The 13,359-nt window shown below is 35.0% G+C and carries 11 protein-coding genes; 6 read left to right on the top strand and 5 right to left on the bottom strand.

All coding sequences use genetic code 11. The features are described from left to right. Positions 1-20: 20 nt before the first annotated feature. Positions 21-203: a hypothetical protein gene (locus FJG96_RS09135; protein ID WP_139413479.1), complete on the top strand. Its 183-nt coding sequence runs from the start codon at positions 21-23 to the stop codon at positions 201-203. On the opposite strand, the gene FJG96_RS07960 is transcribed toward FJG96_RS09135, so the two are convergent. Beyond that, a complete protein-coding gene (locus FJG96_RS07960; protein WP_005773173.1) occupies positions 127-441 on the bottom strand; it encodes a helix-turn-helix domain-containing protein in 315 nt (104 codons plus the stop codon). The two genes, FJG96_RS09135 and FJG96_RS07960, sit on opposite strands and share 77 nt — an antisense overlap. Before the next feature lie 1,318 nt (positions 442-1,759). Between FJG96_RS07960 and FJG96_RS07950 the strand changes: the two genes are divergently transcribed. Continuing rightward, the gene (locus tag FJG96_RS07950; RefSeq protein ID WP_139413478.1) at positions 1,760-2,071 is read left to right on the top strand and encodes a hypothetical protein; all 312 of its coding nucleotides are present in this window, start codon (positions 1,760-1,762) and stop codon (positions 2,069-2,071) included. Between the two features lie 813 nt (positions 2,072-2,884). Here the strand turns inward: FJG96_RS07950 and FJG96_RS07945 are convergent. Together FJG96_RS07945 and FJG96_RS07940 are read right to left on the bottom strand one after the other, a co-directional pair. Next, on the bottom strand, positions 2,885-3,064 hold the full coding sequence (locus FJG96_RS07945; RefSeq protein WP_139413477.1) for a YegP family protein: 180 nt from the start codon (positions 3,062-3,064) through the stop codon (positions 2,885-2,887). A gap of 386 nt (positions 3,065-3,450) precedes the next feature. After that, entirely contained in the window at positions 3,451-3,990 is a 540-nt protein-coding gene (locus FJG96_RS07940) for a helix-turn-helix domain-containing protein (RefSeq protein ID WP_139413476.1), read from the bottom strand. A gap of 364 nt (positions 3,991-4,354) precedes the next feature. Between FJG96_RS07940 and FJG96_RS07935 the strand changes: the two genes are divergently transcribed. Further along, a complete protein-coding gene (locus FJG96_RS07935; RefSeq protein ID WP_139413475.1) occupies positions 4,355-5,404 on the top strand; it encodes a DUF475 domain-containing protein in 1,050 nt (349 codons plus the stop codon). Between the two features lie 462 nt (positions 5,405-5,866). Here FJG96_RS07935 and pncA read toward each other — a convergent pair whose 3' ends face one another. Next, a complete protein-coding gene (gene pncA / locus FJG96_RS07930; RefSeq protein WP_139413474.1) occupies positions 5,867-6,475 on the bottom strand; it encodes a bifunctional nicotinamidase/pyrazinamidase in 609 nt (202 codons plus the stop codon). A gap of 46 nt (positions 6,476-6,521) precedes the next feature. Next, complete coding sequence (locus tag FJG96_RS07925) at positions 6,522-7,058, bottom strand: hypothetical protein (RefSeq protein ID WP_139413473.1); 537 nt, start codon at positions 7,056-7,058, stop codon at positions 6,522-6,524. A 178-nt stretch (positions 7,059-7,236) separates the two neighbouring features. On the opposite strand from FJG96_RS07925, the gene ettA reads away from it, so the two are divergent. The 3 genes from ettA to FJG96_RS07905 all read left to right on the top strand — a co-directional run bounded on the left by ettA (position 7,237) and on the right by FJG96_RS07905 (position 12,966). After that, positions 7,237-8,886 carry an energy-dependent translational throttle protein EttA gene (gene ettA, locus FJG96_RS07920; protein ID WP_139413472.1) on the top strand — a complete coding sequence of 550 codons (1,650 nt, stop codon included), beginning with the start codon at positions 7,237-7,239 and terminating at the stop codon, positions 8,884-8,886. Between the two features lie 671 nt (positions 8,887-9,557). Next, a complete protein-coding gene (locus FJG96_RS07915) occupies positions 9,558-10,496 on the top strand; it encodes an ArsR/SmtB family transcription factor (RefSeq protein WP_139413471.1) in 939 nt (312 codons plus the stop codon). Between the two features lie 2,083 nt (positions 10,497-12,579). Continuing rightward, positions 12,580-12,966: a hypothetical protein gene (locus tag FJG96_RS07905; protein WP_139413469.1), complete on the top strand. Its 387-nt coding sequence runs from the start codon at positions 12,580-12,582 to the stop codon at positions 12,964-12,966. Positions 12,967-13,359: the final 393 nt, after the last annotated feature.

Genomic DNA, 13,359 nt, shown 5'->3' with positions numbered 1-13,359 from the left:
TGACAATATGGAGTGTGACTATGAAGAATGGTGAAAAGTTTGAGGCGGCTTTATCGGATATTATTGTGAAATGGGAGTCTTTATCGACGTCTCAAAAGCAAGCGATATTGGATAGAGTGGAAAATTCTACAACTGCTTCTCATTCAACAGAACATTTAAAGCTTCAATCTTCTTTTTATCTCCCGACGAAATCAAAGCTATAAGTTTTAAGTCTTCATCAGAGATGTTAAAGCCAGTTATGACATATATGGCACTAGCATTTCCGAGTGTGTTTAGAATCGCCATAAGTTTATCAACTGAAGGTCTCTTTCCTCCTTTTATCATTTGTTGGACATAGTTTTGTCCACAGCCTGCTGCTCTGCTTATTTCGATCATCGTCCGTCCGTCACTTTTTATTAATTCAATTAAGCGTTGGAACCAATCTTTTTCAGTCTTTGTCATTTTTAGACCTTTACACATTTACGCTATAGCGTTAATATTGCATCGCGAATCCAGAATACATGATACAAGGAGCGTGAAAATATCCATGTGTAGCTCTTCGCTAATGAAGCATATAGAGTTGTTTTTAACTAATAACAAAATGTCCCCATACACTTTTAGATTCGAATCAATAAAAATGGTTCCTTAGTTCCACGGTTGTGAAGAAATCAGCGCGTATACCAGAAACGGTGATGCGCACGCGTGTGTTCATAAGATTTCGCTGTAATAGTATACGTAGCAGCATTATAAATCAAGATATACCCCAACATCAGCATTTGTAAAAAATTCTGTGTTAAGTCGGTATGTGAGCATATAACGAAGCTTTACAGCCTTAAGAGATAAGATCGCGATTGGAGAAAAAAAACATAAATTCATAGGTTTTAAATGCCTATTTCTCTTTTATTGTAATAAATTAGGTCACTATCAGATGGTATGTCGTATGTGTGCGTTAAAAAACTTTGGAAATATCAAAAAAATGATTTTGGTGTTTTTATAGAACATAAAAATAATTTGGAGCACGAAGGTCGTCGTTGGCTAGAATGTGATACATGATACCAATGTTCCTATGAGGTTGGGTGTTCTTTTGATGATGCAAGGGTTTATAATAAAGTCTGTTTACGATGATATTTTTTATTTATGACAATGCGCTATAGGGTCGTCTAGGGGCCAAGAATTTGCATGTTTATGAGAGGGGGGAGCTTTTATTGTCATTGAATATAAGTGGAGAGGCATATGTTTATACTAGTGTAGTTGTTTTTAGCCAAATTTTGAATGCTCAATATATTGAGTTTTTAGGGATACTGGAGATTATAGAAAGATTTGTGTTGATAATAATGCTTTAGTTTGTGGTGATGTAAAGATTTATGGGAAGATAAAACTTTACAGAAAAGCTGTGTTTTGTGACACCGAAGATTTTTGTAGTAATAAAAAAAACTTCCACATACAGCCATATTCCACATAGCGTGAAAGAGGAAGATAGGAGTGTTTCAGAGAAGACATGTATTGATTTTATCACGTCGTTTGTTTTGTTGGAAGTTCCTTATTTTTTATATCTTGGATCAATAAATATGTCGCAAATAATTAGTGTGAGCGTGTGGATTTAGACGCTTTCAGAGTGTTTTTGCGTCATTTGTCAATGTTTAAATGGAGAAAATACGAATGCCGAGGGCGGATTATTCGCACTTGGAATATGTAGTTTATTGCCTTCTTTTTTGATGGAGGATGAATCAAAACAAATTGCTTAAGATGATCACTTGAGCGGCAATGAGAGGAGATCAAAATGAGTATAAACGAAATTTTATTGGGAGCAATGATTGTTGTTTTGTTGTTCAGTGGAGTTATATTTCGGTTTTCTTTATATTATCGCAGTCAAATTAAAGCTCTAAAAGAGGAATCCAGAAGGATAAAGCATGAGTTTTTAAAGGATTCTATGAAGATGACTGAAGAACGAGATAGAACTCTTAGAGAGCAAAATATGGTGATTAAAAGACGCGATCAAGCAATTGAAAAACTGAAAAAACAAATTAGACAATATCAAGAAAACGAAAAAAAATATCAAAAAGTGCTTCAATATGAAGATGATAAAGGGTGATTGTTGTATTCATATTTTGCATCCAGTTTATGCATTAAAGGATTTGGAGATATGTTAGAAAGATTGGAAATAATGAGAAAGAGATAGACTTTCATGAAGTCCATGACGGTGCTTGTGGAGAGGTTGTCTTGGAAGAGAATGTTCAAGCTTACTCTGATCTATAATTTATAAAATCGTTAAAGTTGATAGAAAGGTAATCATTGGCGACAAGATAAAGTTTATGATAATGACCCAGTTTATCGCTATGCTAGAGTATTAAAAAAAGAGAATCTATATGATTCAGCTATTGTTGTGGCGATTTATATTATTCTAGAAAATAATTTTGCGCGTTCCTTTTAGATTTTAGGTATAATATTGCGATAGTTTCAAGGAATAGGCATAAAAAATTGCATCATAATAGAAAGAAAGAGATATTTGATTTTGATGAAGACGAAAGGCATAAGTCAGTTATGATGATACGCTATAAAATAGGACGATGAACGCAAACGACATTGATAGCTAGGAAAGCACTCACATTCCTAATTTATAATTTATTCTCTTCATAGGCGTTTGTTCTATGAAGAGACGCTTTGTTGTATAAAGAGACACAAGGCTTGAGGGATGTTCTTCCTGATAGATGCTATCAAAACTAATTATGTTTGAATATAAACATACACCCTGCAAAAATTTAATTGTGATGCACACGCGTTAAAAATAATACAAAAAATTTTCTCTCATTGAGAAAAAATCAGTCATCTTTTATTGATTACAAAAATGTAAACAAAAAACTCATTATACACAAATTAAACTCTTATATCTTAATGGTAAAGAAAGTTAAGATTGCAATTCTTTAATAAGAGCCTTGTGGGTAATTTCTTTTATTTGCTCAATATTCATTAAGATATCTTGTTTTGTTGGATATCCTTTACTCGAAAAAGCAATTTTTTGTGCATCTCCTGAGATTAAGCGCCAGTACCATTGATTGTGAACTCCTTGAAACACCTCAAAATACATGTTTCTCACCTCATAAAATAGCTGATAATTTTCAGGATAAATACTCAACTAACCCATTTACGAATACTAATGTATGCCTCTATAGGAAGTCGTCAATATATTCCCCTTAAATTTTCTGACCTAAAAAATAATTTCTATGAGAGCTATTACCCTTTTAACAAGAAAAAAATTCTTGTCAATAAGATGTGAATGAGAATTTTATACTATAAAATCATTTTTTTTAATTTAATGACACTATAGGTCTATTTACAATACAAATATTTTTCTTTTACAGAAGTAGATTTTATAAAGCATACAAACCCTCACCAGCATGAAGAGAGAAAAAATACCTCTTTCCATGCTGGTGGCACTTAATCATTTCTTGTTTTTTCTTTTGAAATAGACGTTTATTGATTAGCGATAACTTCTTTTTGCGACACGCTTCGAATGAGTAAATCAATGAATAAGCTAAGCGTATAAGAATTAGCCATTTTGGCTTTCATATCGATTAGAGATGTTGCAGTTTTAGGGTTAAGGCCATTTGATAAACCTTGTCTTGACAAATATTGCTGCAATTTTTCATACGAGCTGTCGATTTTTTCTTGATCGAGTTTTTCATTACGATCACTATTGGCAAGCGTTTCTTCTAGTCCCTCAATTTTTTTTATAAAATAATTCCAGTCAAAATCGCCTTTTGTATATTCGGCGTCAAACATTTTTCCTTGTCCGGTTAAAAGCCAATTAATGTTGACGCCATATAATGTGCGGTATGTTTGTAAGACACTAAGATTGGGTTCTCTTTCTCCACGCTCATAAAAAGCAATAGAATTTTTTGTCATGCTAAAACTTTTAGCTAAGGTCTCACGTGATGGATCGCCTAAAGCAAGGCGTACATAACGTAAACGTTTTCCAAATATGGTTTTTGATTCAGTTTCAGGACGTGCCACGAATTATCTCCCTCAGTAAATCATCATGGTATAAATCATTAAATAATAAAAGCACACTATGTATTAATATTCTCTGACATAATGTCAATATTTATCGTTTTAATTTTTCTTTATTTTTTTATTTTAAGGGTAGAAAACAATCTTTCAACTCTATTGTATTGACGATTAATATTCAGTTCAAAACAAAATTCCCTGTTTATTGCACTTGTCTCTTGCTTTTTTTGAGAAAATTTTCATGTAACTTTACCATATATATTCTATACACCCCTGCATTAGAAGATGCAACTTTAAAGAAATATAAGCTTTCAATTTGCACTATGTGTGTGTTGTAAATGAATGAGAAAATAAATTTTGAGGAACGATCATGGCCCTGTTACGCTATTTTGGGTTTGCTTTTTTTTTCACGATTATTGGTGTCTTTTTAGGAGGAGCTATTGGTTGGTTTGAAACGGGGAGCATGATTGGTTTTCTTAAATATTTTTTTATTTGCTGTGTTTTAGGGGTTTTGGAAATTTCTTTATCCTTTGATAATTCTATTATCAATGCACGTGTTCTTGGTAGGATGAATCCGTTATGGCGTCGTCGTTTTCTTATATGGGGTATTTTGATCGCTGTATTTGGGATGCGGATTGTTTTTCCGTTGTTGGTGGTTGTCGTGGCTGTTGGAATTAATCCAATTGCGGCAGTTCAATTAGCAATAGGGGAGCCACATCGATATGCTGAAGTCTTAACTGATGCGCATATGGGAATTGCCGCTTTTGGAGGAACTTTCCTGATGATGGTTGGCTTAAAATATTTTTTTGATTCTGAAAAAGAGATCCATTGGCTTAATGCTATAGAGAGACCTGCTCAAAAGTTTGGGGCACTTATGGGGATTGATATTGCAATTGTTTTGATTTTGATCTTATTTGTGTCAGGCCAGATTGGTGCGGAAGATAAAGTCACTTTTTTATTAGCAGCTCTTTATGGACTTTTGACTTTTATCGGGGTTGAAGCTGTCGGTCATCTGTTGGATGCTCCTCAGAGGACTTTGACGACAGTGGCTCAAGGGGGACTCGGGGCATTCCTTTATTTAGAAGTTCTTGATGCAAGTTTTTCTTTTGATGGTGTGGTTGGTGCTTTTGCCTTTTCACACAACCTTTTTATTATCGCAATTGGTCTTGGGATCGGTGCATTTTACGTTCGTTCTATGACAATTATGTTAGTCGAATCAGGGACATTGCTGCATTATCGTTATTTGGAGCATGGTGCTTTTTATGCAATTTTAGTTCTTGCCGTGATTATGTATCTGCAAACAATTATATCGGTTCCTGAAGTTTTAACAGGACTTGTGGGAGTCTGTATTATTGGAATGGCATTGTATTCTTCGATTCGTTTTAAGCGTCGTCAATTGGATAAACATGTTGCGTCTTAATTTATTAAAACTTCATATTTTTTCACGCTTTTGTTTTTCGCATATCCTTAATAGAAGAGACCTTTCATGCAAAACAAGATGCTCTTGTCTTTCTTATTGGCTTCCTTATTTTAAAGTTAAATCCATGGCATGATCCTTCCCGTGGAGGAAATACTGTCAAATTTTTTGGAGAGTTTTGACCTAAATACAAGGTGCAAATGGGCATTATACTTTTTACCTGCTTTCAGGTCGAAGACAGCTCTTATCTTTAACGATGCATAAGAGGCATTTTAGCCACTTTTTTGAATGTTTTTATTTCCATATTGATTGATTTGTGACGTGTAAGAGAATGGTTTATTCATTATGAAGAGGTTTGAAATGAGAGAATCTTATCCTATGCTGGTCCCTCACTTAAATATGTAAAAAAAATAATTTATTTCTTATGAATCAGTACATTATAATAGATCATTAGAAAACAATAATTTAGGAGAGCATTAACAGTTCGATACCAGCTTCGTTCATCGTTTTAAGTATCGTGTTCAGAGATTCGTTTACATCAATTCCCGCGCAAGCATTTAATGAAACACTGACTTTAAAACCACATTGTATGGCGTGAAGAGCAGAAAATCCAACACAAAAGTCCGTTGCTAAGCCACACATAACAAGCTTGGTAAAACCAAGTTCTTTGAGATAAACTTGTAAACCTGTTGGTGTTTTTTGATCATTTTCAAGAAAAGCAGAATAACTATCCATTTTTTGATTATAGCCTTTTCTAAGGATAAGTTGTGCCTTTTCCGTTCTGAGAGATGGATGAAATTCTGCCCCGTGTGTTCCTTGTATGCAATGATCAGGCCAAAGTATTTGCGGACCATAGTCAAGATTGATGGTATCATAGGGCTTTTTTTCTGGATAGCAGGAAGCAAAGCTGCAATGGTTTTTGGGGTGCCAGTCCTGGGTTAAGATAACGTGGTCAAAATGATTGATGAGATTATTGACGGCGGGTAAAATAGCATCACCTTGTGGTACTGCAAGCGCTCCACCAGGTAAGAAGTCATTTTGAACATCAATGACGAGTAAGGCTTTTTTTTCCATAAATATATTCCTATAGGAGATGAGCTTTTATCGTACTTTTAAAAAGCTATATTTCGTCTTGAAGTTTTGAAATGATTTGTTGAATATTGATCTTATTTTTATAATTATCAAGCCAAAAGAGGGGAATAGATAAGTTTTTACAATTCATCTTATAATTTTTTACAAAGTGTAACCACGTACCAATGGGAAGTGCACTGTCGTTATTTGTTGCGACATGTTGACGCAAAGCTTTCATGATCATTGGGCTTGGGACGTCAGACCCCATAAGGCGACGGTCGTTTTGTAAACGTAATTTAAGCCACATCAAGGCAAGAGGTGAAGTCCATTGTTTTCCGTAACAAACAATTGATGAAAAGAGGGAAGGATTTTTTACTGCGTAATATAAAGCCCATAAAGAAAAAAAAGAAGGCGCATAGAGAATTGTTTTTCTTTCTGGTCTCATATTACATTGATAGGTTGGTTTAATACGGTAAAAATATAATGTTATATCTGGTATGGAAAAGAGAGGTAATGTTTGATAACACGTTTCAGGTACCGCTAAAAAGATTTTTTTTTTGCTTCTTGAAGAGATGTTTTTTTGCATTTAGAACCATACTGGGGCTTGTGAGATGAGAAAAAATGTACCAATATTAAAGTGAAAAGCTGTTGAGACGATGTAAGCTCTATTTACTGTACAGTTTCAAAAAGCGAAAGCAGTTTTTTCAAAATCCTAATCTTTAATATCGCACAATATAAAAAGAAATTTATATAAAGAGAAATTTATGGCACGTCAATTTATCTACCATATGGCTGGGCTCAACAAGTCTTACGGCAATAAAAAAATTTTAGAAAATATTCATTTGTCTTTTTATCCAGATGCGAAGATCGGCATTTTAGGACCAAATGGTGCAGGTAAATCAACTATTTTACGGATTATGGCGGGGTTAGACAAGGAATATACGGGAGAAGCATGGCTTTCTGAAGGGGCACGTTGTGGCTATCTACCACAAGAACCTGTGCTTGATGCAAGCAAAGATGTGCGTGGCAATGTGATGGAAGGTGTCGCAGATAAACAGGCAATTGTCGAGCGTTATAACGAATTGATGATGAATTATAGTGAGGAAACGGCTGATGAAAGTGCAAAGCTTCAGGATATTATTGACAGTCAGAATCTTTGGGATTTAGAAAGTCAAGTGGAAATGGCGATGGCTGCTCTTGGTTGTCCGCCAGCTGAAGCAGATGTAACAAAACTTTCGGGGGGTGAAAAGCGGCGTGTGGCGCTTTGCAAATTGCTTTTGTCAAAACCTGATTTGTTGCTTTTGGATGAGCCGACAAACCATTTAGATGCTGAAACGACGGCTTGGCTTGAAAGGCATCTGCGTGAATATCTTGGTGCTGTGCTTTTGATAACCCATGATCGTTATTTTCTCGACAATGTTACGGGGTGGATTTTAGAGTTAGATCGCGGTAAAGGTATCCCTTATGAGGGGAATTATTCTGCTTATTTGGGCGCTAAAGCTAAACGTTTGGCTCAAGAGGGGCGTGAAGAGGCTGCGCGTCAACGTGCTTTATCGCGTGAGCAAGAGTGGATTGCTTCTAGTCCAAAAGGGCGACAAGCAAAGTCAAAAGCGCGGATTAAAGCTTACGATGAGTTGGTTCAGGCGGCACGTGAGCGCCGTCCAGGAGAGGCGCAAATCATTATTCCTATTGGAGAAAGATTAGGACAGGTTGTCATTGAAGTTGATCACCTCTCTAAAGCTTATGGCGAACGTGTGTTGATTGATTCTCTTTCTTTTAAACTTCCCGCTGGGGGTATTGTCGGTGTTATTGGGGCCAATGGTATGGGAAAGTCGACTTTGTTTAAAATGTTGACAGGACAAGAACAGCCCGATTCAGGTCAAATACGGATCGGTGAAACAGTTCACATGAGTTATGTCGATCAGAGTCGCGATTCCTTAGCAGGAGATAAGACTGTTTGGGAGGAGATTTCTGGTGGAAATGACATTATTAAGTTAGGCAAGTATGAGATGAATAGTCGTGCTTATTGTGGGGCTTTTAATTTCAAGGGGAGCGATCAGCAGCAGAAGGTGGCAAATTTATCAGGAGGGCAGCGTAATCGCGTCCATTTGGCGAAACTTCTAAAAGAGGGGGGCAATGTGCTTCTTCTTGATGAACCGACAAATGATCTTGATACTGAAACCTTGGGTGCATTGGAAGATGCATTAGAAAATTTTGCTGGTTGTGCAGTGATTATATCGCACGATCGTATGTTTCTTGATCGATTGGCAACGCATATTTTAGCCTTTGAAGGTGATGGTCATGTGGAATGGTTTGAAGGAAATTTTGCTGAATATGAGGCTGATAAAGTTCGCCGTCTTGGGGCAGAATCCCTTAATCCTAAGCACGCAAATTATAAGCCTCTTACACGCTAGAATTTCTTAATCTTATTGGAACTTTATTGAGAAAATAGTGTGTTTTTGTGTTGATGATATTTATCAATAGAGTCGTGTGTGTTTCGTGGAAGTTTTTATTTATTGGAAAGAGGAGAGACTCTTTATGAGTCCATGTTGTCAATAACGCCATTCTACTCGTGATATATAGCTATCCTTACTTGTAAAATTACCATGAAGAGGGAAAATCTTTTTATGGAAAGTGCTATTCTATAAATGCTCTGGTCATTGAGCATGGCGTCTTTTCTTAAAAAGCGACAAGTAAAATCATCCTATTATTTATTCTCTCCCCATGTTGGATTGTTTGTGTTTTGAGATAGTATTTCATTTACCTTTATGTTTTTTTATTCATAGGCGCTGTTTCTGAGGTGCGAGAGAATGGTGTTGTTTGATTTACCATGAATAGGTTTTAAAGGAGAAAAAATTACGATACTTTAGCTTTTTATTGAGGTTATAAATTATGGATTACTATTATAAATCAATGTATTAGAATAATTTTTGGCAATTGGATAAGATCTGTTCATCTTTTACAGTGGCCTGTTTTTTTCGTAGGGTGATAAAATAGCGGGAACGAAATAGATGAGAATATGCGATTGTGTGCTTGACTTTTGTTCCTATAAACAAATCTTTATAGGAAAGTTTAGGGAATAATTATGAAAAAAAGTGCAAATTTAGATGCAATGATTGTACTGCTGAAAGCGGTTGCAGAAGTGAGTCATTTACGTATTCTCAGGCTCTTAAATCATGAAGACTTAACAATTCCTGATTTTATTTTTATTCTTGATCAGTCGCAAGCGTGTATATCACGACATTTATGTTTATTGTACGAAGCACGATTGATTGAGCGTTATCAGAAGGGAGGTTGTCTTTATTTTAAGCTTTGTCATGATTTTTGGGGTAAAGATATTGTAATGAGCATTCTTTCGGCTTTGCCAAAGCATGATATGTTGTTAGCACACGATTTAGAACGTTTGAAGGATATCAAAACGCAGCGTCAAAAAACGAGAAAAAAACATTTCTTACAAAATACGTCGCAATGGGATGTTTTACGGTCATCCTATACGGCAGATCATGGTGTGGAAAGTGCTTTACTTAAAATCGTGGGTGATAGGCCATTTCAGACGATGCTGAATATTGGGATGGGGGGAGATTCTGTCTTAAAATTGTTTTCTGATCTTTATACGCATGCAGTTGAAGTTGTGCTTGATCGTGATGTTTTGCACTTGCCTGTTGGAGAGACAACTTTTGATTTAGTCATTCTCCATTGGGTTTTACATTTTCTTGAAAACCCTGAAATGGTTCTTCATAAGATATCAGGTGTTTTGCGTCCTCATGGGCGTTTATTGATTGTGGATTTTTGTGATCATAAAGTTGAATCTTCATATTCTGATCAAGCGCCTATGCGTCTTGGATTTTCGGCTTTACAAATAGAACAATGGCTTAAAAATGCGGGGCTTGTTTTAGAACAAACTATTTCTCTTACTCCTATACAAAGTAAAAACAGTGAGGCATGTGTGGTGACAATTTGGCTTGCTCGTGATCCGCGCTTATTGGTTGATGATATTAAAGATAAACAAATCGATTTTGCATAAATTGCGTTTGTTAATGTGCTGTATTTTCGGATTTTTCTCAAGGATATAGCGCAGAGATAAGCTTTAATTAAATCATTGAAAAGTTATTGTTTTTTTGTATTTTATTATGTCTTTATATAAGGGTATTGCTATTTCATAGCGGCGCGGAGGCCTGTGTCATGAATTCTTATAGGGTAAGGCTATAAGAATTGTCATTTAAGGTGTTTTGATATCATATTTTTATTAATCAATAAATTGATTTTAAAAGATCATTCAGCTTTTAAAATTCCAATAACAGTCTAGAATACAAGAATATTTTTATTTCAAACCTTTTGTTTTTATAATCCAAAAGTGTCTGTTTGCCTGTTACAAGAAGAGGTTTTTATGTCAATGAAACCGTTTGAAAAAGGAAATATACCTTTTATGCTTATTTCTCAAGCAGCTACAATATAAGGTGGTGGTTTGTGCCTTCATACATGTTAAAGAGGCTGCTTCTCAATCTTATCTTACAAGCATTCATATATATGCTTTGTGTTATATTTATTAAAAATTAGATTGGCGGTGGTCTATGGGGAAGCCGTGGTTGAAAGTAATAAGGAAAAGCGTTATATTATATGAAAGTTTTGTATCTCCTGATCATGAAAAATCATGAAGGTTATTAAATAAGCCCATTTTTCTTGCCAAAAGTGAATTTCTTTTTTGCTTACACGCGCATCTTATGGCGCATTTCATGAGTGATATAGCGTAAAATTCATAGGGCAGCATCGTTTTTCGTTTAAATAAAAGTTGTAAGCCAGCATCATCATTCTATTTCCAGTTTTCAATATTGTGTCTTCCTTGTTTTAAAATAGCTCATAGGAAATATTTTGACTCTTTTTTATTGTTTTTATCCCTATGCCAACCTTATTTATGATGTGCGATAGTATATAGCTGTAATTGATTCAATATTAGAAGATGTTAAATAGGGGGGGCTTATAAGGTTGGGGACAGCCATTTAATATGAACATGATCAATAATTATTAAGATCAATATCTTGATATGTGAAAAAAGTAGAGCAATTTTTGAATACAAAAATTGTTTTATTGATCATTTTGCAAGGCAGTTTAAGGGGTAAAGATTAAAAGAAAATATCTACATTCATCATTTTTGTTATGATAGCATAGAGGGGTTTGTTGGCTATTGTAAGATAGTTTATCATTATTGGGTATGATCATGGGGCATGATTCAAAATAAATACCTTTAGAATTTTCGTTTTTTGTAAGCTGGTCAAATTCTTCATTGATGCTAACAGTCAAGAGATTTGACAATATTTTTTAATGATCATTTTCAGATTTTTTTATGAAGATAGATAAGATTTTTCTCTAATTTATTGTTTTTACTTAAATAATTCATTTGTTCGTTTGAACAGACGTCTCTGCTGTTATTGTATTATATAATAAGGTTTAAAGACAATATTTTTCTTTTGTGGTGATCGCTGTTGGACAAGAGATTCTGTTGATTCTATTTTTTATAGGATGAATATATACAGATTACTTGTTTTTTAATGATGATCATCAAAGTCGCGAAAGAAATTATTATAAAAATTATAATGGTTGTAGATTCTGATTGATATCTTGGGGAATAAAATTGCTTCAAATTGGGTCATTTTAAATTTTTTTTGCCTAAATTTCACCATTTTTAAACAATTTATAATTCTTTTTTGTTTTTTTGCGTAGAAGATGATAAGAATTTCTTGTTGTTTAAAGCATTTTATTCCATAGCAAGAATATTGCATCGGTTATCTTAGTGGTCGATGCGAGAGGACGATCGGGGAACCTCCTCCCCCCCCCCGCGTGGATCCCCTAGATTGTCTGGCCTGACTGAGGATTTCCTCAGTCAGGTTTTTTTGTGATTTGTTTTTAGGGCTTTGTAAGGTGTCATCAGGGGCCTTAAAAGGTGTAAGATTTATTATTGCGTATCATGGAGTACTAGGGGGATAAGAGTTCATTGAGTGGTTAGTATTATCGTATTCATTTTCAGTAATGAGAGTTTTTCTTTATTGAGAAATCGTTGAATGCTATAAGAAGAATCTGTGTTTGATTCTGTAATCTTTAGGTAAGAGATAATGGGATTTTTCTCCGGTCGTATTGCTTTAATTTTATTTATGTTTCTTATTTTGAGCGTTGGCATTTTTGCTCCTCGCAGTGCTGTTGTTCAGAAGTTTCTTTCCGGCTACATATCTTCTTCATCATCATCTTCTCAGCAGGTTGAGGTAACAGAGGCGTTATTGCTAGAGAGATGGGCGATGGCTTTTCCAGATATTATCGTGCAGCTTTCTAAGATGAGTCCTCAGCAGCAAGAGCTGTTTATTGAGCAAGTGCGTCGCGATGCAGTTTCATTTGCTTCTGCAAGCGGTCAGAGTCGTGAAGAGGCTCACAAGTTTGGAGAAACTGTTGCTATGGCTCTCTCAAAGGCAATGTCTCGTCCTTCTATTGCAAATGCTTATTTTTAACTGTTTTTTAATTGCGCTTTTGAGTTTTGTTTTAGAGGTGAGGCTTTTTGTAAAGTTTTGAAAAGCACGAGGGAAATAATCAGAACATAATGATAAGGTTGCGGTCATTACAAGAGTAATCGCAAGTTTATTGAGGGCACTTCAGGCTAACTGCATTATCAATGGCGACAATGACAAAGGAATAAAAAAAAGCTTATATTTTTTAGAGAAGCAAAGATATGAATTGTTATAACAAAACATGTTAAGCCGATTTTAGGTGTTTATTCATTGGTATAATTTGTAAAGATAAGGCGCAAGACTGATAAGATGCCAATCTGGAATTAAGTAAAAAATATTTAGATGAGGGGGAGAGGTCTCTTTTCCTTCATAACTCTTTGAAAGTGTAGCATTTTC

The organism is Bartonella mastomydis, from assembly GCF_900185775.1.
Classification (GTDB): Bacteria; Pseudomonadota; Alphaproteobacteria; order Rhizobiales; family Rhizobiaceae; genus Bartonella; species Bartonella elizabethae.
The sequence above is the reverse complement of the archived record's forward strand: the minus strand, read 5'-3'. Positions and strand labels throughout refer to the sequence as shown.